This window comes from Streptomyces sp. NBC_01410 (genome assembly GCF_045040195.1).
In the GTDB taxonomy this organism is placed as follows: Bacteria; Actinomycetota; Actinomycetes; order Streptomycetales; family Streptomycetaceae; genus Streptomyces.
The window spans coordinates 1,962,931-1,984,209 of record NZ_CP109530.1 but is presented as its reverse complement, the minus strand read 5'-3'; the positions used below and the strand labels follow the sequence as shown (position 1 = coordinate 1,984,209).

The following is a 21,279-nucleotide window of genomic DNA, read 5'->3' as shown; positions in this document are numbered from 1 at the left end:
GGGTGAACGGTCCGGGGCAGCGCCTTCGCGTACGGCTTGTGCGTCACGTCGCCCTGCGGGGGCCCGGCGGCAGCGCGGCCGGTACATGCGTCCCGTGGTGCGCACGGCTTCCCTGGTACGGCTGCCAGCTGCCGACGTGGGTCTGATGCACAGGGTGGCTGCTGTGCAGTCCGGCGCCGAAGGCCTTGAAGTCGAGATCCTCCTCCCCGCTCCGGTCGCCCGGCAGGGCCTTGAAGGCCCTGCGGTACTCGGAGTACAGCGCGTCGTAGATCGGCGTCGGCGAGTGGCCGGACGTCGTGTCGTACGCGGGGCGCATGGCGGGGATCTGACTCTGATACGGCTGGCGGGAGGCGTCGTATGAGGAGTGCACGTACCTGCAACGACCCGGCCGTCGGACGGATGCGGGCTGCGTGGAGCTGCATTCTTCCGGAGGAGGCACAACGTGCGCCGGGGGGTGCGTTTCCGCACCCCCGGGTCTTCATGCTCTCGTCAAACTTCGGTCAGGTGCCCGCGAGCGGCATCGTCGCCGCCACCAGACGGCCACGCGCCGCGGCCCTTTCCAGCGCGTCGCGCAGCAGATCCTCGCGCGGCTGCTGGCCGATCGAGCCGACCGGTGCGGCGAACACCAGCACCGTGTGCGACTTGTTGGCGGCCGCACGCCAGCCGTCGGTCACCTGGAGAGGCTGATGGGCCTGCCACCAAGCGACCGGGCTGCCGCCGCCGGTGCCGGGCTGGAGCACGGCGTGCAGCTGGCCCATGGCCACCAGGACGGACCAGCCGTGCAGCTGGGTGGTGGGCCGGTGGCTGACCTCGGAGATCGGCACGAAGCCCTGCTCGATGAGCAGCGGGAGGAAGTCGTCACCGCCGTTGCCGGTCGTGCCGGGCCGGGCGATCGGAGCGGTCGGTTCGACGACCAGGGCGGGGTGCAGTTCGCCGTCGATCAGTACGAGACCGCTGGTGATCCCGAGCACGGCCTGCTCCGGACGGCCGGCCTGCCGGGGTGCGCCGGGGTGCGGCGGCTCCTCGCCGGTGATCGACCGGACGGCACCCTGCAGCTGGTCCTCGGCGACCTGGACGACCTGTGAGGGGATGCAGGTGGCGTGGGCGAAGGCGAGAACGGCTGTCTCCTCGCCGACGAACAGGACGGTGCTCGTGCGTTCCTGCTCGGAGTCGCCGGGGGTGCGGCAGGAGGTGCAGTCGTAGCTGCCCGGGGCGTTCTCGCCGACGAGCAACCGGTCGGCTTCTTCGTCGCCGATCTCGGCGCGGACGTCCTGGCTGACGTCGAGCATGCGCGGCACGGGTGACTCCTCGGACTTGATCGATGTGTGCCGGGCGGGTCCCGGCTCATAAAGAGCTCAACGGGCGATCTGTGGCCGGAGTCACGCACGGAGAGGAATGGAATCGAACCATCCGACGCAAGCAGTGAGACAGCGGGCGGAATCGACTACTCACCGTCAACGGCTGCTGTGTGCACGGAAGTTGGGCCCGTGAAGCGGCTCACACATCGGCTCACCGACAGGTCGACAAATCATGAAATCAGCGAATCAAGTGGGTGGCCTGATTTCGCCGCTACTTCAGGTAACGGGCAACTGGCCTGGAATGACAGGGGATTGGTTGATACCGGAGGGCTGCGCTGCCTAGATTCCTCCGCCGTGTGCAGAGAGCACCGCCCGGGACAGCCCGCCCGGCCGCACAGCCAGTGCGGCCACGACAGCACCAGGCACCACCACCTCAGCGGGCTGGGCGGAGCGGACACAGGCGCCGGATGCGCCGAGGACCGCACCGCCCGGAGGGACCCCGGGTCCTTCGAGAGGAATTTGATGTTCACGAGTTCCCGTTCCCTACGCGGGCGTGACACGGCGGCGCTGGTCGGCGCCGCGCTGGTGGCACCGCTGGTACTGCTCGCCGCGACCACGGGCGAGGCCCGGGCGGCGGACACCGGAGTATGGGACCGCATCGCGGCGTGCGAGAGCGGCGGAAACTGGCACATCAGCACGGGCAACGGCTACTACGGCGGGCTGCAGTTCTCCGCCGGGACCTGGCGGGCCTACGGCGGCGGGGCGTACGCGTCCACCGCGGACCGGGCGAGCAAGGGACAGCAGATCGCGGTGGCGGCGAAGGTCCAGCAGGCACAGGGCTGGGGTGCGTGGCCCACCTGCGCCGCGCGGGCCGGGGCGTATGGAAAGGCGCCGGCGGCTCCCGAGTCCGCCTCGCGCATGTCCTCGACCCCGAAGCCCTCCACCCCCAGGTCCTCGGCCGGTAAGTCGTCCGTTGCGGCAAAGGCGCCGGAGCGGGCATCGGGCCACACCGACCGCGGCAGCTCCCGCGGCGACTACACCGTCCGGCGCGGCGACACCCTCAGCGGGATCGCGGCGGCGCACGGCAGGGACTGGCGCTCCCTGTATGCCGCCAACCAGGCCGTCATCGGCGGCGATCCGAACCTCATCGTGCCCGGGCAGAAGCTCGCGCTCTGAGGTGTGCTCCGGCAGCCCCGCCCGGGTCCGACCGGGTGGGGCTGCCCGCAGCCCGGGCGCGGCACCGCTTCTCGCCCGGCCGCGCTGCCTAGCGTGGCCCGATGTCGAAGATCAGATGGTGGCCTACGGCGCTGGTGGCCGTACTTCTGGCCCTCGTACCACACGGCGGTGCGTACGCCACGACGACCGACTGTGCCTCGTCCGGGTGGCCCTGGAGCTGTGTCGCCGAGTGCGAGAGCAGCGGCCGGTGGGACGCCAACACGGGCAACGGCTACTACGGCGGGCTGCAGTTCTGGCAGCCGACCTGGATCGAGTACGGCGGTCTCCGGTACGCGCCGCGCGCCGACCTCGCGACCCGGCGGCAGCAGATCACGGTCGCCGAGAACGTGCTGCGTACACAGGGCTGGGCAGCCTGGCCCGTCTGCTCCGCGAGATACGGCCTCCACGGCCGCGTCCACACCGTCCAGCCGGGGGACACGCTCTCCTCGATCGCGGTGCGCTTCGGGATCAAGGGCGGCTGGCCGGCCCTCTACGCGGCCAACAAGGCCGTCGTCGGGAGCTCGCCGGACCGGCTGCAGGTGGGCATGATGCTGGCTATCGGGGGGTGAGTTCGGCGGGCTCTCCGCTGAACGCCACCGTGCCGCGGCGCAGTTCATGGACGAGGACCGGCCTCCCGCCGTCGCGGATTCCGGGTGGCAGACGCTGTTCCGCGACGACGACGGCCGCGTCGAGGGCGCGCAGCAGCTCGTACGTACGGGCCGCGACGGGCGGTGACATGCCCTGGGCGGGCTCGTCGAGGAGGACGACGCGGGCGGGCATCAGCAGGGCGCGCGAGACGGCGAGCATGCGCTGCTCCCCGCCGGAGAGGGTGCCCGCGCCGCGGGCGAGGAGCGGGCGCAGGGCGGGATAGCCGTCAACGGCACGGGCGAAGTCCCCGTCCGGCGCGGCGAGTTCGAGGTTCTCGGCGACGGTGAGGGTGTCGTACACGGCACGCAGATCCGGTACGAAGCACAGCCCGCGGCGGGCCCGTTCGTGGGCGTGCAGGCCGCTCACGTCGGTGCCGCGCCACACCACCCGCCCGGCGGACAGCGGCACCGTCCCCGCGAGGGCACGCAGCGCGGTGGTACGGCCCGAGCCGTTGCGCCCGATCAGCACGGTGAGAGCGGCCGCGGGCACGGAAAGATCGACGCCGTGAAGGGCCTCCAGGGGGCCGTAGCGTACGCGGGCTGCGCGCAGCTCGATCTCGACGGTCATCGCACGATCCGCCCCGCCTCCATGACATGCACGGTCTGCGCGATGCGCGCGACGAGATCGAGATCGTGCTCGACGACGAGCACGGCCATCCCGTCCGCGGCGAGCGCGCCGAGAATCCGCGCGAGGGCCTCCGCCTCGACGGCGTCGAGCCCGGCGGCGGGCTCGTCGAGCAGCAGCGTGTGCGGCCCTCCGGCGAGCGCGCGCCCCAACTCGACGCGCCGCAGGGCACCGGTGGACAGCCCGGCGGCGGGCAGATCCCGCACGGGACCGTCGAGCCCGAGCAGCCGCAGGACAGGCTCGACGGCGGAGGGATCCCGCCGGTGCCCCTGCTCGGCGCCGATGCGTACGTTCTCCTCGACGGTCAGCGAAGCAAAGACGGCGAGCTGCTGAAAGGTCCGGGCAATCCCGAGCCGCGTGCGCGCGTGCTCGGGCAGCCGGGTGATGTCGACCCCGTCGAGCTCGACCCTCCCGCGATCGGGCCGCAGCGTCCCGCAGAGGCAGTTGAACAGGGTGGTCTTTCCGGCGCCGTTGGACCCGATGAGGGCGGTGATCTGGCCGGAGGGAAGGACGAGATCGACGCCGGCGAGGGCGGTGAAGTCGCGGTACCGCAGCCGCACGCCACGGGCGACGAGGGTGTGCGCGGGGGGTGGACGCGTGGCTCCACCACGGGCCGGGCGGCCGGGCTTTCCGGCGCCGCTGCCGGGCGCTCGGCTCCCGGCTCCGCCGGTGCGAGGGACCTGCCCGGGCCCGGGGGCCGGTGCCGGACCGGCCGTCGGTGCGGCCGCGACGCGGCCCGCGCCACGCCCCCGTCGTCCGGTCGACGCGACCCCCGCCCCGGCCACCCCCGTCGCCAGTCGCGCATGGCCGTGGCGGGAAGTCGTCAGGCCCAGGCGCCCGAAGGCCCGGTTCGGGGCGTCCGGGAAGCGGCCGATCAGGACGGCGAGGATGCCGATGACCGCCGCTGCCACGCCGCCGCGGGTGCCCGCGTCCAGGCCCACCAGGAGCGCTGCCGCCACCAGCGGGCCCACGAGGTTGTCCGCGCCCAGGACCACCACCGCGGCGAACCAGAGCAGGCCGCGAACCGGGTCGTACGCCTCGGGGTCGAAGGCGCGCACCCCCATGCCCAGCAGGCCGCCGCCCAGGGCCGCAAGGGCCGCGCCGAGGACGAAGGCCAGGAGCTTGAGGGACGCGACGCGCACACCGGCCGCCGACGCCCCGGGTTCGTGGTCGCGAAGTGCCGCCAGCGCGCGGCCCGTGCGGCCCCGCCGCAGTGCTGAGACGGCGAGCAGCGCGCAGGCGAGGACGGCCAGTTCGACCACGTAGTACGCGCGGTCGGACGTCAGGCCGGTCGGGCGGGACAGGGAGAGCCCGGCGGTCGCGTACGGCTGCGCGAAGACGAAGCGGCTCACCCCCACCCCCACCGCCAGCGTCGCGAGGGCCAGCGCCAGGCCGTGGCGGCCGATCGCGGGCCACCCCGTCAGCAGTCCCAGGGGCGCGACCAGCAGGACCGCGACGACCAGCGCGAGCAGTTCGGGCATCGCGGGCAGACCCGGGAAGCGCCCGGCCGCCAGCAGTGCCGTGAAGAGCGCGCCGAGGCCCGCGTACGCCGCCTGGCCCAGTGAGATCTGTCCGCCCCGCCCCGTCACGACCACCAGCGACAGCAGAATGACCGCCAGCGCCGGGACCTGGATCGAGGTGTGCAGGTCGCTGCCCGCGAAGCCGAGCGGGAGCAGGAACAGGATCCCGGCCACCAGCCAGACGACGCCGGGGACGCGTACCGCGGGCGACGCGGCCCGCGCCAGCGTGCTCTGCGCCCCCACCCCCGGCAGCATCAGCGCCGCGATCAGAAGTGCCACCACGAAGAGGTTCGCCCCCACCGCCTGGAGCAGCTGCTCGCCCCACCCCGAGGGATGCAGCCGCGTCAGCTGGGCCTGCGCCACGCCGATCGCGAGGGCGGCGGCCACGGCCACCGCGAGACTCCGCATCCGGGCCACCACCGCGACCGCGATCACCTCGACGACCAGCAGCGGCAGCCCGTAGGGATCGAGGCGTACGTACGGCGCGAGCAGCACACCCGTGAGACCGGCCGTGAACGAGCCGAACGCCCAGCCCACCGCCGACACCCGGTCCGCGTCGATCCCGCCGAGCGCGGCGAGCGCGCGGTTGTCGACGACCGCGCGCAGCTCACGGCCGAAACGGGTCCACCGGGTGACCGCCGTGACCAGCACGGCGAGCAGCAGCACGGCACTGAGCTGCACCCACGGATCGTCCGGCAGCAGCTCCGGCGCATCCGACCGCGCGCCGTTGCCCCACAGCAGTGCCGCGCCCCCGACGAGCAGGACGAACACACCGATGGACGCCACCAGGGCGCGCGCCGGGTCCTCTTCCAGAACCGCGATCGGGCGGAAGACGAGCCGGTCCAGGACAAGTCCGATCCCCGGAGCGACGACCAGCAGTGTCACGGCGGCGGCGAGCGGCAGCGGCCAGCCCCACTCCACCGCGAACTCCCGCAGTACATACGCGCAGACCATCGCGATCGCGCCCTGCGCCAGATTCAGCACACCCGTGGCCCGGTAGGTGACGATCAGCCCGATCCCCGTGAGCGCGGCCGCACTGCCGACCGCGAGCCCCGCGAGGGTGAGGTCGTACGTCAGCGAGCTCACGTGTTCAGACCTGGGGCTCGCACACGGGGCACGGGTCCAGAACTCTGTCGCCGACCGGCTCCGCCTCCGGCTTGCCCGCGACCAGCGGGCAGTCGGGCCGGTGCGCGAGTGTCCCGCCCGGTACGCACACCACCGGCCCGTCCGACGAGGGGGGTTCGAAGGGCGGCACATCCGGAGACGGAACGGCCGCCGCCGAAGCCACGGCCTCCTCCCGGCCACCCGTCCCGGCCATGCGCCCCGCCGCCGCGAGCAGCACCGCCCCGGCCACCAGCAGGGCCGCACCCGGCACCGTGCAGGAGGCCAGATAGGGGATCTGCCGCTCGGCGAAGCGCTCGCCGGACACCCCGTACCAGCCGATCACGGACAGCACGGCGCCCGCCGCGGCCGCCGCGAGCCCGCCCCACCACAGCAGTCGGGACGTCGGCATCGCGCGGCCCTCCCGGTCTGGTGATGGTCTGGTGATGTACGGCGATTCCTTGCACTATGCCCTGAACCGACAGACGCTGGAAGCCGACAACCGGTGGTGAGCCAGATGGTCCATGTCAGGCACCAGAGAACCGCGGCATGGGCGGCCGCCGCGGTCCTGATACTCGTACCGGCCGCGGCAGGATGCTCGGACGACAACGGCGGCGGCTCCAAGGCCACGCCGACCGCGACGGCCCTGCCCTCCAGCAGCGCACCGGCCGCCAACGGCCCGGCCGACCCCGCGGCCGCGAAGGCGGAGATCGAGAAGAACTGGACGACGTTCTTCGACCCCAAGGCGGCCACGGACGCCAAGGTCAAGGTGCTGGAGAACGGTGCGCTGCTGCGTCCGCTGCTCGCCGCGTTCAGCGGTGACAAGAACGCCGCGCAGACCTCGGTCAAGGTCACGGACGTGCAGTTCACCTCGCCCACCGAGGCCACGGTCACCTATGACCTGCTGGTCGCCGGCGCGCCGGCCCTGCCAGGCACCAAGGGCGCGGCCGTCTACCAGGACCAGACCTGGAAGGTCTCCGTGAAGGCCCTGTGCGCCCTGGTCAAGCTCAGCGGCAATGCGGCCGCGCCGGGCTGCTGAAGGCCTGCTGCTCGCGGCTCTCCTGACCGGGAGCGCCGCCTGCGGCAGCCGCTTGCCCGAGAGCGCCTTCGAGAGCTCGGCACCACCCGTACGCAGTAGCGCTGCCCAGCCGATCCGCATCGGGATCATCAGCAGCGCCACCAGCCCGGTCGGCGGCGCCGCCTTCTCCGGCCCGGGGGAGGGGGCCAAGGCCTACTTCGAGGCGCTGAACGCGAAGGGCGGCATCGACGGCCGCCGTATCGAGGTGATCACCTGCGACGACGGCGGCAGCGGCGTCGGCAACAACGAATGCGTGCACAAGCTGGTCGACGAGAAGAAGGTCTTCGCGCTCGTCGCGACGACCGCACTCGACTACGCGGGCGCACCCCTCGTCGCCAAGGCGGGCGTCCCCGACATCGGCGGTCAGCCGATCGGCCCCGCGTACGACACCTATCCGCATCTGTACGGGATCTACGGCAGCCTCGCCCCGCGCACCGGTGACGCCCCCGGCTGGCACGGCACGCTGTACGGCGGCACGGAGGTCCACCGCTACTTCAAGACCACCCAGGGCGCCCGTACCGCAGCCGTCGTCTCCTACAACCAGGCCTCGTCCGCCGCGTACGCCCGGCTGATCACCCAGGGCCTGAAGGCCGAGGGCTATCGCGTGGTCACCGAACAGGTCGACTTCGCGCTGCCGAACTTCCGCGCCGTCGCCGCAGACCTCCAACAGCAGGGCGCCGACCTGGTCTTCGACGCGATGGACACCCACGGCAACGCCCAGCTGTGCGAGGCGATGGACGCCGTCGGCGTGCATGTCACCGCCAAGGTCACCAACGTGCAGAACTGGGACTCCTCGGTACCGAAGGACTTCAAAAACGCGCCGAGCTGCCGCAATGCCCTGTGGGTGACCGGATCGAGCCGCAACTACGAGGACGTCAACCAGCCCGCCGTACGTGAATTCCGTGAGGCGATGAAGGGCCGTCAGCTCTCCCAGTGGCAGCTGGAGGGCTGGGCAGCCGCCATGTGGTTCACCGACGCGGCCCGCTCGTGCGGGGCCGATCTCACCCGCGACTGCGTCGAACGCTTCGTCAACCGGCCCGAGCCGTACACCGCTCGCGGCCTGTTGCTGCCCGTGGTCTTCGAGAAACTGGCCGAGCCGCCGAAGACCCGCCACACCTGTCTGTCCGTCGCACGCTGGCGGGACGGCAAGGGCTGGGTCACCGAGGGCGACATGACGAAGAACTGCTACACCGTGCCCCAGCTCCCGTATCGGCCCTAGCCGACAAGTACAGTCCGTAACTGAACAGACGAATAACGGGGGTCGCTACGGCGCATGCACATCTCTTTTCTGCTCCACAACGCGTACGGAATCGGCGGAACGATCCGCACGACGTTCAACCTCGCCCGGATCCTGGCCCAGCGTCATGACGTCGAGATCGTCTCCGTGTTCCGTCACCGTGACGAACCCATGATGGGCGCGCCCGCCGGCGTCACCATGAAGCACCTCGTGGATCTGCGCGCAAAGAGCCCCGGCTACGACGGCGACCACCCGGACTACAAACGGCCCGCCCGGGTCTTCCCGCGCGGCGAGGGCCGCTACAAGCAGTACAGCCGACTCACCGACGCCCGCATCGCCGCCCATCTCGGCTCCCTGCGGGCCGATGTCGTCGTCGGCACCCGCCCCGGGCTCAATGTGCACATCGCCCGCCAGACCCGCCGCGGCCCGGTCCGCATCGCCCAGGAACATCTCACGCTGGACAGCCACGGCCACCGGCTGCGCCGCGAGATCGGGCACCGCTACCCGCTCCTGGACGCGGTCACCACCGTCACCGAGGCGGACGCGCGGGGCTACCGCGCCCAGCTGAAGCTGCCCGGCGTACGGGTCGTCTCCGTGCCCAACAGCGTGCCCGCGCCGACCGTCGCGCCCGTGGACCACAAAAGCAAGTGGATCGTCGCGGCAGGCCGGCTGACCAAGGTCAAGCGGTACGACCTGCTGGTCAAGGCCTTCTCGAAGGTGGTCGCCGCGCACCCCGACTGGCGGCTGCGCATCTACGGGGGCCCAGACGCGACGGGCAACGAGAAAAGCGCGCTGCTCGCCCTCGTCGAAGAGCGCCAACTGCACAACCACGTCTACCTGATGGGGCCCGCCAACCCGCTGGAGCCGGAGTGGGTCAAGGGCTCGATCGCCGCGGTCACCTCCAGCCGGGAGTCCTTCGGCATGACCATCGTCGAGGCGATGCGCTGCGGTGTCCCCGTCGTCTCGACCGACTGCCCGCACGGGCCCGGCGAGATCATCGAGGACGGCGTCGACGGCCGTCTTGTGCCGGTCGGCGACGTGGACGCGATCGCCGACTCCCTCATCGCGCTGATCGAGGACGACGAACTGCGCCGACGCACCGGACAGGCGGCGCTCGCCGCCTCCGCCCGCTTCGACCCGGCGCGGATCGCCGAGCGCCACGAGGCCCTGTTCACCGAGCTCGCCGGACAGGAAGGGCGCGGATTCTGGCGCGGCGCGGTACGCGACACACTGCGCCGCAGCAGGAGCGCGCTGTACGACGGGATCTACTCCGCGCGCTACCGGGCAACCGACGCGATCCGTAAGGGGAAGAAGTCCTGATGACCACGGACACCGAGCGGCGCACTCCGCGCGCCGACTGTCTCGCCGACGCGGCGGGTGCCGTCACCTTCGACCTGGCGGGCGTCGGCGCGACCGACGCCGAACTCGTGCTGAAGCGGCGTGGCGGCGAGGGAGAGCGGGACGAGACGCGACTGCCGCTCACGCCGTCGGGTGACGGGACTTCGCGTGCCGTACTGCCCGGGAAGGCCGAACTGGCCGAAGGACACTGGGACGCGTATGCCGGGGACCGGCCGGTCGAGTCCGGCATCCGGGACGTCCGGGCACTCCTCGACCGCAGGCCGGACACCGACCGGATCGCCGCACGCGTCCCGTATCCCACGGTGGGTGGCAGCCTCGCCCTGTGCTGCTGGGTGCGCGCCCCGCACGCCGAGGCCGGGGACATCGGCCTGGTGCCGGAGCACTGCGCGATGACGGTCGAGGGCCGGTTGTACGGAGCCGAACTGGGCGAGGGAGCCGCCGCGGAGGCTCGCCTGCGCGGCGGCGACCTGGTGCACCGGGTCCCGGCGACGGGCGAGGACGGGGCCTTCGGCTTCACCCTGCCGTTCGCCCAGCTGGCCGAGGCGTCGGGCGGCAAGGACCAGTGGTGGGACCTGTGGCTGGTCCCGGCGGCAGGGGCCGCGGCGGTGCGGGTGTCCCGCGTGCTCGACGACGTCTGGGACAGGAGGAAGGTCTTCGTGTACCCGAAGCAGCGGACGGAGACGGGGCAGTTCGCGGAGCCGTGCTACACGGTCGACAACGACTTGTGCGTGCGCCTCACTGCGGCGCGCTGAGCGGGGACCGCTGCGCGGGGCTTGTTCCCCACCCCGCCCGTTCCCTTGACCGGGGCTCCGCCCCGGACCCTGCGCCTCAATCGCCGGCGGGGCTGAATTTCGCGTCCGGGACCACGCCTCAATCGCCGGCGGGGCTGGAATGTGCGGCTGAGCCGCACCTTTCAGCCCGTCCGGCGTTTGAGGACACGCGCGAAGCGCGTACCGGGGTCTGGGGCGGAGCCCAGTTCGGGAAGGGGCGGGTAGGGGACAAGGCCCGCCGCAGGCGCCCCCCGCCCCCGCCCCACCTCGCGGACAGAAACCGTCCGCAACCCCTGCCAGACTCGACCCCATGTTGGAGACCTCCGCAAGACTCCTCCGCCTGCTCTCCCTCCTCCAGGCCCACCGCGAATGGTCCGGCGCCGACCTCGCCGACCGGCTCGGCGTCACCCCGCGCACCGTGCGGCGCGACGTCGACCGGCTGCGCGAGCTCGGCTATCCGGTGAACGCCAGCCCCGGCACCGGCGGCGGCTATCAGCTCGGCGCGGGGGCCGAGTTGCCGCCGCTGCTGCTCGACGACGAGGAGGCGGTGGCCGTCGCCGTCGGTCTGCGTACCGCCGCCGGCCAGGGCATCGAGGGCATCGGCGAGACCTCCGTACGCGCCCTGGCCAAGCTGGAGCAGGTGCTGCCGAACCGGCTGCGCCGCCGCGTGGGCGCGCTCAACGCGTTCACCGTGCCGATGATGCGGGCCCCGCAGGCGCAGGTCGACCCCTCCGTCCTCACCGAGCTGGCCAACGCCTGCCGCGACAGCGAGCGGCTGCGTTTCGAGTACCGCGACCACGGCGGCTCCGCCACCCGCCGCAGCGTCGAGCCCCACCGTCTGGTGTGCACCGAGCGCCGCTGGTATCTGGTCGCCTGGGACCTGGACCGCGGTGACTGGCGGACGTTCCGGGCGGACCGGATCACCCCGAAGCCGCCGCACGGCCCGCGCTTCGCCCCGCGTACCCCGCCGGCCGAGGATCTGGCCGCGTATGTCTCGAAGGGCGTCTCCACGCACGCCTACGCCGCCCAGGCGGTCATCAGGCTGCACACCTCCGCCGAACTGGCCGCCCAGGTCGTCGGACCGTCCGACGGCGTCCTGGAAGGGGTCGACGAGCGGACCTGTCTGCTGCGCACCGGGGCCGCGAGCCTGGACGTGCTGGTGATCCATGTGATGCTCATGGGCGTCGACTTCGAGGTGGTCGAGCCCGAGGAGCTGACCGAGCACATCAGGACGGTCCGGGACCGCCTGTCCCGGGCTCTCGGCTGATCTCTCCCGCCTCCGCGACATCGTGCTCGATGGCCGCGAACTCCGGGTGGTGCAGGTGAAGATCGGCATCCGGAACATCGTCATGCCGGGCGCGCGCATCCCGATGATGGTGGCCAGGAAGTTCACGGAGGCCAGGATCGTGCCGAAGCCGGAGAGGGCAAGGCCCATGATCCACAGGTCGGCGCCGATGCCGGGGGACCGCTCCAGGCCGTTGAGCGGCGCGTAGGCGGTCCAGCCGAAGGCCGGGGGACCGCTCGGCACCAGCAGGGAGCCGATCACCATCAGCCCGCCGAAGAGGAACAGCCAGTACGAGAACATGTTCAGCCGCGGGAAGGCGACATCGGGCGCGCCGATCTGTAGCGGCACGATCTCGTTGGCGAAGCCCGCGAAGGTCGGGGTCGCGAAGAGCAGCAGCATGATCGTGCCGTGCAGCGTGAAGGCCTGGTTGAACTCCTGGTTGCTCACCAGCTGCAGCCCGGGACGGGCCAGCTCGGCGCGCATCATCATGGCCATCAGGCCGGCGATGAGGAAGAAGACGAACGAGGTGATCAGGTACAGGTGCCCGATCTTCTTGTGGTCGGTGGTGGTCAGCCAGTCCACCACCACCCGGCCCGGATGCCGGTCCCGCGCCGGCTCGGCCTTTGCCTCGGCGGTCTCCGTACCCATCCCTGCCCCCTCGCTGTCCGCGGCTCGGGCTTCGTGTCTTCGGTATCGGGCTGGGGCCATGATGCTCGCCGCGATGTCCACTCCGACAGGGTGTGTCCCCGGCGGGATGTGTCCACTGCGGCGACACCGTTCGAACGCGAGGGTGGATTCTGTAAGGAACCGGTGAATTCTCCACAGTCCGTCAATTCACCCTCGGGCGCCTGCCCCGGGCAATTCCAGAGCGGAATTTAGCATGATCGGCAAGGCGTGTGGAATTACCGCGCGGGTGGCGTGGAACTGCTCGTTCGAGTGACAGAGTTTGAGCTGAACGTGTGTCGGGATCCTGTGACAGAAGCGTGACCGGTGGCGTACACGAGGCTGCTGAAGCACTCCTTGTCCCGGCTTCCGTCACCGTCCGCTCCCGCCTACGGTGGGTGTCATGGCACCGATACCGACCCCTCCCGCACAGCCCGACGACGCCCCGGCGTCGTATGTCGGCCTCGAAGCCGAGAGCGCCGGGCAGTTGGCCCGCGAGCGCGGCTGGACCACCGTCAGAACGCTGCCGCCGGGCGCGATCATCACCATGGAGTATCTGGAGGGACGGCTCAATTTCGAGGTGGAGGGCGGCACGGTCATCCGCTGCTGGCCGGGCTGACAGGACCGCGATACGGGCGACCGCATGCGAAGAAGGCCCCGGCCGTCATGGTCGGGGCCTTCGCCGTACGCAGCCGAGCGGCCGGGCTTCAGCCGCCCGTGACGGGGCGTGACGTGGGCGGGCGGCGGCTGCCCGAGGGCGTGACCGGCATCCGCTCGGAACGCACCGTGTGCGGTCTCTGACGGTCGAGCTGGGTGGCCGTGCGCGCGGTGGGGCGGCCGCCGACGGCGGCAACCGGCTCGCGGGCGGGCTCCTGCTCTCCCGAGGGCCCACGCTGCGGGAATATCCCCGGCGTCAGGCCGCCGGCGGCGACCGGCAGCGAGGGAGCGAGCCGGCGGCGCGCACGCCACTGCTCGCGCAGCGAGAGGATCCAGGCCTCCGCCGTGCCGATCAGGGTCTCGCACCAGGGCAGCGCGAGCAGGATCAGCAGCCCGGCCGCCCAGCCGAGCAGCACATCGCTCAGCCAGTGCGTACCGAGGTACACGGTGGTCAGGCCGACACCCAGGGAGACCACTGCCGACAGTGCCGACAGATAGCGCCGAGCACGCGGAGTGGTGGCCAGATACGCCAGGATTCCCCAGGTCACGACCGCGTTCGCGGTATGCCCGGAGGGAAATATATCGCCGCCGGCGAAGAGCTCGGCGGAACCGATCTGCGTCGCGTAGTGGGGGCCGAGGCGGCCGAGACCGATCTTGACGGCGCCCACCGTCGCGTTGAGCAGGAGCAGGGCGGCGCCGAGCGCGAGGAGGGGGCGCAGCGTGTGCTGACGCCAGGAGCGCCAGCCCAGCCAGGCCGCGACCATCACGGCTGTGGGTCCGCGCTGGCCGAGCACCACGAAGTAGTCGAGAAAGGCGTGGAGTTCCGGCCACTGCTGGTAGGGCCGGAAGAGCATGACCTTCCAGTCCATGGTCACCAGCCAGGTCGGGGCGAGCACCGCCACGACGATGGCGAGATAGAACGCCAACGTCCCGCCGAAGAGCGTGAGACGCGTGCGGCTCATCCGCGGGATCTCTATCTTCGGCGGTTCCGGCTCTCGGTCCAGGCGGGCAAAGATGTCGGTACGCACCCAATCGACGTTACAGCGAGTGAGTGTGCGACTAGGCCGAACCAGGGGCTTTGTGATGACGATGTGATGTGGACTATCTCTCAGTTCGGGATTCATTCCGGGCCAATTCGGAAATCCCGCAAGCCGCTAGCCATATTGCTCAGGAGCGGGTCACGTCGGGGTCTTTCGGTGCCGCAAATATTAGTTCACCGCCGCCCCGTGTGGAATTTTCCCCCCGTTCGGACCATTCAAGATTCACTTCCGTGCCGGGCGTGGCGTGGCGCACGCCACACGTCCGTGTTCACAGAGGTGAGAGCTTGACCACGCGCCGGGCGCCGGAACTCGCGTACTCTGACGGCTCACTCGCCCGTCGATGCCGGACCGCCCTGTGGAACAGCAGCACCGTCCCGGGCAGGCCCGCCGAGCGCGAGGGACTCATTGGGAGGTACGTACATGTCCGGGACGACCACGGCCGGAGCACGACTGCGTGCCGTCGGCGGCGGTGCCAACCGCTGGGTCGTTCTTGTCGTCCTCTGTATCAGCCTGCTGCTGGTCGCGCTCGACGCGACCGTGCTGCATGTCGCCGTCCCCGCCGTCACGGAGGATCTGCGCCCCACCGGGGTCGAGCTCCTGTGGATCGTGGACGCGTATCCCCTCATCTGCGCCTCGCTGCTGATCCTTTTCGGCACGCTCGGTGACCGCTTCGGCCGTCGCCGTGTGCTGTTGATCGGTTACGGGATCTTCGGCCTCGCATCGGCGGTCGCCGCACTCGCGACCACCCCGGAAGTACTGATCGGTGCGCGAGCCCTGCTCGGCGTCGGCGGCGCGATGATCATGCCCGCGACGCTCTCGATCCTCCGCGCGGTCTTCCCCGACCGGCGTGAGCGCGCCATGGCGATCGGCATCTGGACCGCCGTTGCCGCGGTCGGCGCCGCCACCGGCCCGGTCCTCGGCGGCTTTCTCGTCGAGAACTTCTGGTGGGGCTCGGTCTTCCTGATCAACATCCCGCTGATGGCGCTGATACTGCCCGTCGGGCGCTGGCTGCTGCCCGAATCCCGCGGTGGCGCCGACGGGCCCTGGGACGTGCTCGGTGCGCTGATGGCCGCGGGCGGCGTGCTCGGCGCGGTCCTCGGCGTCAAGCGCCTGGGCGCCGGTGACAGCGTTCTCGATGTCAAGGCCGTGGGGCCGCTGCTGCTGGGCGGTGTACTGCTCGCCCTGTTCGTACGCCGCCAGAGGCGCCGCGAACACCCGCTGATCGACATGCGGATGTTCGCCAGGGCCACGTTCTCGACCTCGGTCGGCTGCATCATCCTCGCGATGCTCGCGCTGGTCGGCCTGGAGCTGATCGCCGTCCAGTACCTCCAGCTGGTGCTGGAACTCAGCCCGCTGGAGACGGGCCTGCGGCTGCTGCCGCTCACCTTCGCCGCGATGGCCGCGGGCGCCACCGGCTCCCACACCCTGCACCGCGTCGGCCCGCGCCGGATGGTCGCCTGGGGCTTCGTCCTGACGGCGGCGGCCGTCCTGCTGCTCACCCTTATGGGGCAGCACGACCGGCCCTGGCTGTTGACCACCGGGTTCGTCCTGCTCGGCTTCGGACTGCAGACGACGCTCTTCGGCGCATACGAGTCGATGCTCAGCGAGGCCCCGCCGGACCAGGCGGGCGGGGCCGCCGCGATAGGTGAGACCTCCTACCAGCTCGGCGCCGGGATGGGCATCGCTCTGCTCGGCAGCGTCATGAACGCCGCGTACGCGCCCGCCCTGACCTCTCTGAACGGCGTCCCCGGCTCGGCGGGCTCGGCAGCGTCGAACTCACTGGGCGAGGCCTATCAGGTGGCCGATCGCCTCGGCGGGTCGAGCGGCGAGATGCTGCGCTCCACGGCCCGCCACTCCTTCGTCCACGGTCTCCATGTCACGCTGCTGGTCAGCGCCGGTCTGCTGCTGCTCGGCGCGCTCGCCGCGCTGCGGCTGCCGAGGGTCATGGAGTGCGCGGCCGCGGCCGAGAAGTGCCCGGCGCCGAGGCGCCCGGAGGTCTCGCTCCCGGCGAGCCGTGAGCCCGCCGAAGCGACCGGGTCTGGACGCGCGGCACACTGAGTCGTAACGTCGGGCGGAGCCCGTAACTAACACTGCTAGTTTTCGTGTTCCGCTGTGTGAGCGCCGTCGGAGGCCATGTCATGTCCGCACCCTCGAAGCCCGCGCCCTTCGATCCGAGCGACCCCCTCGGCATCGACGATCTGCTCGACCCCGAGGACCTGGCGATCCGCGACACCGTCCGCAGCTGGGCCGCCGACCGCGTCCTGCCGCACATCGCCGACTGGTACGAGCGCGGCGAGCTCCCCGGCATCCGCGAACTCGCCCGTGAACTCGGCTCGATCGGCGCCCTCGGCATGTCGCTCAAGGGCTACGGCTGCGCGGGCGCCACCGCCGTCCAGTACGGCCTCGCCTGTCTTGAGCTGGAAGCCGCCGACTCCGGCATCCGCTCGCTCGTCTCCGTCCAGGGCTCGCTGGCCATGTACGCGATCCACCGCTTCGGCTCCGAGGAGCAGAAGCAGCGCTGGCTGCCCGGCATGGCGGCGGGCGAGATCATCGGCTGCTTCGGCCTCACCGAGCCCGACCACGGCTCCGACCCGGCCGGGATGCGCACCTTCGCCAAACGCGACGGCTCCGACTGGGTACTGACGGGCCGCAAGATGTGGATCACCAATGGTTCGGTGGCCGGCGTCGCCGTGGTCTGGGCGCAGACCGACGAGGGCATTCGCGGCTTCGCCGTGCCGACCGACACCCCCGGCTTCTCCGCACCCGAGATCAAGCACAAGTGGTCGCTGCGCGCGAGCGTCACCAGCGAACTGGTCATGGACGAGGTGCGGCTGCCCGCCGACGCCGTACTGCCGGAGGTCACCGGCCTCAAGGGGCCGCTGGGCTGTCTCACGCACGCCCGCTACGGAATCGTCTGGGGCTCGATGGGGGCCGCCCGGTCGAGTTTCGAGTCGGCCCTGGAGTACTCGAAGACGCGCGAGCAGTTCGGCAGGCCGATCGGCGGCTTCCAGCTCACCCAGGCCAAACTCGCGGACATGGCCGTCGAACTGCACAAGGGCATCCTGCTCGCCCACCACTTGGGCCGCCGTATGGACGCCGGCAAGCTCCGGCCCGAGCAGGTCAGTTTCGGGAAGCTCAACAATGTGCGCGAGGCGATCGAGATCTGCCGCACCGCGCGCACGATCCTCGGTGCGAACGGAATCTCGCTGGAGTACCCCGTGATGCGTCATGCGACGAACCTCGAATCGGTGCTCACCTACGAGGGCACCGTCGAGATGCACCAGCTGGTGCTGGGCAAGGCGCTCACCGGCCTCGACGCTTTCCGGTGACCCGGCAGCGGCCGACGGGCTCCCCCAGCTACCGCTGGGAGGTGCCCCCAGCTCAGCTCTGGTTGAAGAATCCGTCCTGTCCGCGACCCGCGGCTTCCCCGCTGACCACCTGGGTGTCCATGGGGCTCAGCAGGAAGACACGGGTCGCGACGCGGTCGATGGAGCCGCGCAGCCCGAAGGTCAGTCCGGCGGCGAAGTCCACGACGCGCTTGGCGTCGGAGGGCTCCATGGCCGTGAGGTTCACGATGACCGGGACGCCGTCGCGGAACAGCTCGCCGATACCGCGGGCGTCCCGGAAGCTGGAGGGCGACACCGTGGCGATCCGCCGGCCCTCTTCCTGGGCGGCCTCGGAGGCAACGCGCACCCGCGGGTCGGTGACCCACGCTTCACCCGACTCCGCACCCTCGGCGTACTCGTCGTCGTAGTAACGCTCGTCACTGTCCTCGACGAGTCCCAGCCAGGCGCTCGCCTTGCGCACAGATCCCATGGACGCCTCCTTTCACTGCGGTCCGCTCACTGCGGTCTTCTTCCGTTCCGCGTCCCTATCGTCGTCCATAATGCGGATCGCGCGCCAAGTAGATAGTCGCCGCGCAGGGGATTCGTGACGGTACTGGTGCAGAACATGTGGCGATTCGTCAAGATTCCTGCTGCGTACGGGGCGTGGCGAGCCCAAAATATGAAAGTCGGGCCAGACGGGTGATCGTGGGGCGTACGGGTGAACGGATTGCTCGGTACGATGCGCACCGCACTGTCGAACGACTCTCGGGGGACCGTCGTGTTCGGAATCGTCAGGCCATGCACACACCGGCTCAGCGAGGGGCTGAAGACCGAGTGGATGGCCCATCTCTGCGGGCTCTGCCTGGCACTTCGCGCCGACCACGGCCAGTTCGCCCGGGTCGTGACCAACTACGACGGCCTGATCGTCTCGGTTCTGACGGAGGCTCAGACCGAGCGCACCCCCGCGTCCCGGCGCACCGCAGGCCCCTGCCCGCTGCGCGCCATGCGCACCGCGCCCGTCGCCCTGGGCGAGGGAGCACGGCTGGCGGCCGCCGTCTCGCTGGTGCTGGCGTCGGCGAAGATACGCGACCACGTCGTCGACCGGGACGGGGTGTTGGCCCGCAGGCCCGTGGCCGCCACCGCCCGCAAGATCGCCGCGGGCTGGGACCGTGCGGGCGCCCGCACCGGCGCGGAACTCGGCTTCGACACGGCGGTGCTGCTCGACGCGGTCGACCGCCAGAGCGGCATCGAGGCGCTGGCCGGTCCCGGTACCCCGCTGCTCACGGTCACCGAGCCGACCGAGACGGCGACCGCGGCCGCCTTCGCGCACACCGCCGTACTGGCCGGGCGGCCGGAGAACATCGCGCCGCTGGCCGAGGCCGGAAAGCTCTTCGGGCGGCTCGCGCATCTGCTGGATGCCGTCGAGGACAGGGAAGCTGACGCGGCGTCGGGTGCCTGGAACCCGCTCACGGCGACCGGCACCTCGCTCGGCGAGGCGCGCAGGCTCGCCGACGACGCGGTGCACGGGGTACGCCTCGCGCTGCGCGACGCGCGATTCGTGGACGACAGGCTGGTGCATGTGCTGCTCGCCCATGAGCTGCGGACCTCGGTGAACCGTGCCTTCGGCACCACGACCTGCTCGCACCAGGGGTTCGGGCCGCCGCAGGACCCGCAAAATCCCTATCAGGGCGGCGGTCAGGGGCCGCACGGCCAGGGACCGTACGGCTCGAACAACCCCTACGGCGGGGGCAACCCGGGAGCGCCGGGCGGCCCCGGCGGTCCTGGCGGGCTCCCTCCGCAGTTCGGCGGTGAACCGCCCAAGCCCAAGCGGCGCGGCTTCTGGGCGGGCTGCGCGGTCTTCACCGGGCTGTTCTGCACCTGCCAGATCTGCTGCGCCAAGGAGTACGAGGGCCCCTGGTCCCGCAAGAAGCGCGAGGGCTGCTGCCGGGACTGCGACTGCGACGGCTGCGACTGCTGCTGCCCCTGCGACGGCTGCTGACCGGACGGCGGAAGGGCGAATTCCGGCCGCCCCCGGGAGGGGCGCGAGGACGGCCACGAGGTGGCGCCGACCGTCGCGCACGAGGACGGTCGCGCGGCCGATGGCAAGTCACTCACCGGCCGAATCCGTCTCGGGGCGGGCAGACGTAACCGTCCTGGGCATCGCTGCGACCTCGTACGACGGTGAACGGAACCTTCCGGGCGGCCGGCCCGTCTTACGGGCGGACACGTACGGCACAGCCCCGGCAGCCACCGAGCTGCCGGGGCCGTACGTCGTGCGTGTGCGAGCGGCCGAAAGATGCCCTTGCGCGGGATGTTGGCGCACCGAATACTCCCGAACAGCGCTTGTCAGGAACACGTCGTGTCCGGAACTCGAACACGTCCCCCGTGCTCCATGACTGCGCCTCACGGGCCCCGAACCCCACAACGGGCCCCCGATTCCCCTATGGAGGAACGACAAGTGAGGATCAAGCGCACCACCCCACGCAGTGGCATGGCGAGACGTTTGCGTCTGCTCGCCGTCACCACTGGCCTGATCACCGCCGCCGCGCTGGCCGTCCCCGCCGCCAACGCAACCCAGGCACAAACCTTCAGCGCCACCCAGCTCAGCGCCGCGAGCGACGCCGTACTCGACGCCGATGTGGCAGGCACCGCCTGGCTCGTCGACAAGACGACCAACACCCTGGTCGTCACGGCCGACAGCACCGTCTCCCAGGCCGGGATCGCCAAGATCAAGAAGGAAGCCGGGGCCAATGCCGGTGCGATACGCATCGAGCGCACCGCCGGCAAGCTCTCCAAGCTCATCTCGGGCGGCGACGCCATCTACGCCACCAGCTGGCGCTGCTCCCTGGGCTTCAACGTCCGCAGCAGCAGCGGCACCTACTACCTCCTGACCGCCGGTCACTGCACCGACGGCAACCCGCCCTGGTACACCAACTCCTCACGCACGACGAGCATCGGCCCCACGGCCGGATCCAGCTTCCCGGGCAACGACTACGGCATCGTGAGGTACTCCAACACCTCGCTCTCCCACCCGGGCATGGTCGGCAGCCAGGACATCACCAGTGCCGCCAACGCGACCGTAGGCATGTCCGTCTGCCGCCGCGGCTCCACCACCGGCACCCACTGCGGCTCCGTCACCGGGCTGAACGCCACCGTCAACTACGGCGGCGGTGACATCGTCTACGGCATGATCCGCACCAACGTCTGCGCCGAACCGGGCGACAGCGGCGGCTCGCTCTACTCCGGCAGCCGGGCCATCGGCCTGACGTCCGGCGGCAGCGGCAACTGCTCCTCCGGCGGTACGACGTTCTTCCAGCCGGTGACCGAAGCGCTCAGCGCCTATGGGGTCAGCGTCTACTGACGCACCACTTGTGCAGCCGGCAGCAGTCGAGCCCTCGTCCGTATAACAGGACGGGGGCTCGACGTCGCGCCCCCATTTGAGAGGATGTGAGGGCGGT

General features: G+C 71.1%; 19 protein-coding genes and 1 pseudogene. 12 read left to right on the top strand and 8 right to left on the bottom strand.

The genetic code is table 11. From position 1 onward, the window contains the following. Positions 1-43: 43 nt before the first annotated feature. Together OG741_RS09155 and OG741_RS09150 are read right to left on the bottom strand one after the other, a co-directional pair. Complete coding sequence (locus OG741_RS09155) at positions 44-316, bottom strand: hypothetical protein (protein ID WP_405596306.1); 273 nt, start codon at positions 314-316, stop codon at positions 44-46. 184 nt (positions 317-500) lie between these two features. Then, complete coding sequence (locus OG741_RS09150; RefSeq protein WP_405596305.1) at positions 501-1,298, bottom strand: hypothetical protein; 798 nt, start codon at positions 1,296-1,298, stop codon at positions 501-503. Positions 1,299-1,820: 522 nt separating this feature from the next. Here OG741_RS09150 and OG741_RS09145 point away from each other — a divergent pair. Both OG741_RS09145 and OG741_RS09140 read left to right on the top strand, forming a co-directional pair. Further along, entirely contained in the window at positions 1,821-2,474 is a 654-nt protein-coding gene (locus tag OG741_RS09145; protein WP_405596304.1) for a transglycosylase family protein, read from the top strand. A gap of 101 nt (positions 2,475-2,575) precedes the next feature. After that, complete coding sequence (locus OG741_RS09140) at positions 2,576-3,082, top strand: transglycosylase family protein (protein WP_405596303.1); 507 nt, start codon at positions 2,576-2,578, stop codon at positions 3,080-3,082. Here the strand turns inward: OG741_RS09140 and OG741_RS09135 are convergent. From OG741_RS09135 to OG741_RS09125, 3 genes are read right to left on the bottom strand one after another with little or no spacing between them, the layout of a single operon-like run. Continuing rightward, entirely contained in the window at positions 3,069-3,728 is a 660-nt protein-coding gene (locus OG741_RS09135; RefSeq protein ID WP_405596302.1) for an ATP-binding cassette domain-containing protein, read from the bottom strand. The two genes, OG741_RS09140 and OG741_RS09135, sit on opposite strands and share 14 nt — an antisense overlap. Continuing rightward, positions 3,725-6,391: an ABC transporter permease subunit gene (locus OG741_RS09130; RefSeq protein WP_405596301.1), complete on the bottom strand. Its 2,667-nt coding sequence runs from the start codon at positions 6,389-6,391 to the stop codon at positions 3,725-3,727. Before OG741_RS09130 ends, OG741_RS09135 begins: the two co-directional genes overlap by 4 nt. A 4-nt stretch (positions 6,392-6,395) precedes the next feature. Then, positions 6,396-6,818 carry a hypothetical protein gene (locus OG741_RS09125; RefSeq protein ID WP_405596300.1) on the bottom strand — a complete coding sequence of 141 codons (423 nt, stop codon included), beginning with the start codon at positions 6,816-6,818 and terminating at the stop codon, positions 6,396-6,398. Between the two features lie 105 nt (positions 6,819-6,923). Here OG741_RS09125 and OG741_RS09120 point away from each other — a divergent pair, with 105 nt between their 5' ends. From OG741_RS09120 to OG741_RS09100, 5 genes are all read left to right on the top strand, one after another. Then, positions 6,924-7,445, top strand: a complete 522-nt coding sequence (locus OG741_RS09120) for a hypothetical protein (RefSeq protein WP_405596299.1) — start codon at positions 6,924-6,926, stop codon at positions 7,443-7,445. Continuing rightward, positions 7,423-8,703, top strand: coding sequence for an ABC transporter substrate-binding protein (locus OG741_RS09115; RefSeq protein ID WP_405596298.1), 1,281 nt, complete (start codon positions 7,423-7,425; stop codon positions 8,701-8,703). Before OG741_RS09120 ends, OG741_RS09115 begins: the two co-directional genes overlap by 23 nt. Before the next feature lie 54 nt (positions 8,704-8,757). Further along, positions 8,758-10,041, top strand: a complete 1,284-nt coding sequence (locus tag OG741_RS09110; protein WP_405596297.1) for a glycosyltransferase family 4 protein — start codon at positions 8,758-8,760, stop codon at positions 10,039-10,041. After that, positions 10,041-10,832, top strand: a complete 792-nt coding sequence (locus OG741_RS09105; RefSeq protein WP_405596296.1) for a hypothetical protein — start codon at positions 10,041-10,043, stop codon at positions 10,830-10,832. The genes OG741_RS09110 and OG741_RS09105 overlap by 1 nt, the downstream gene beginning before the upstream one ends. A 328-nt stretch (positions 10,833-11,160) precedes the next feature. Beyond that, a complete protein-coding gene (locus OG741_RS09100; RefSeq protein ID WP_405596295.1) occupies positions 11,161-12,117 on the top strand; it encodes a helix-turn-helix transcriptional regulator in 957 nt (318 codons plus the stop codon). Between the two features lie 54 nt (positions 12,118-12,171). On the opposite strand, the pseudogene OG741_RS09095 reads toward OG741_RS09100, so the two are convergent. Further along, positions 12,172-12,783 (bottom strand): annotated as a pseudogene (locus OG741_RS09095) (cbb3-type cytochrome c oxidase subunit I); the annotation flags it as partial. A 418-nt stretch (positions 12,784-13,201) separates the two neighbouring features. Here OG741_RS09095 and OG741_RS09090 point away from each other — a divergent pair. Next, entirely contained in the window at positions 13,202-13,417 is a 216-nt protein-coding gene (locus tag OG741_RS09090; protein WP_405596294.1) for an I78 family peptidase inhibitor, read from the top strand. A gap of 88 nt (positions 13,418-13,505) precedes the next feature. Here OG741_RS09090 and OG741_RS09085 read toward each other — a convergent pair whose 3' ends face one another. Next, on the bottom strand, positions 13,506-14,483 hold the full coding sequence (locus OG741_RS09085) for a phosphatase PAP2 family protein (protein ID WP_405596293.1): 978 nt from the start codon (positions 14,481-14,483) through the stop codon (positions 13,506-13,508). A gap of 432 nt (positions 14,484-14,915) precedes the next feature. Here OG741_RS09085 and OG741_RS09080 point away from each other — a divergent pair, with 432 nt between their 5' ends. Both OG741_RS09080 and OG741_RS09075 read left to right on the top strand, forming a co-directional pair. Continuing rightward, the gene (locus tag OG741_RS09080; RefSeq protein WP_405596292.1) at positions 14,916-16,553 is read left to right on the top strand and encodes an MFS transporter; all 1,638 of its coding nucleotides are present in this window, start codon (positions 14,916-14,918) and stop codon (positions 16,551-16,553) included. Positions 16,554-16,633: 80 nt separating this feature from the next. Continuing rightward, a complete protein-coding gene (locus OG741_RS09075) occupies positions 16,634-17,824 on the top strand; it encodes an acyl-CoA dehydrogenase family protein (protein ID WP_389370850.1) in 1,191 nt (396 codons plus the stop codon). A 52-nt stretch (positions 17,825-17,876) separates the two neighbouring features. On the opposite strand, the gene OG741_RS09070 is transcribed toward OG741_RS09075, so the two are convergent. After that, positions 17,877-18,311, bottom strand: a complete 435-nt coding sequence (locus OG741_RS09070) for a cell division protein SepF (RefSeq protein ID WP_405596291.1) — start codon at positions 18,309-18,311, stop codon at positions 17,877-17,879. Between the two features lie 249 nt (positions 18,312-18,560). On the opposite strand from OG741_RS09070, the gene OG741_RS09065 reads away from it, so the two are divergent. Then, positions 18,561-19,820, top strand: coding sequence for a DUF5685 family protein (locus tag OG741_RS09065; RefSeq protein WP_405596290.1), 1,260 nt, complete (start codon positions 18,561-18,563; stop codon positions 19,818-19,820). Between the two features lie 459 nt (positions 19,821-20,279). Next, positions 20,280-21,182, top strand: coding sequence for a S1 family peptidase (locus tag OG741_RS09060; protein ID WP_266478023.1), 903 nt, complete (start codon positions 20,280-20,282; stop codon positions 21,180-21,182). Positions 21,183-21,279 lie beyond the last annotated feature (97 nt).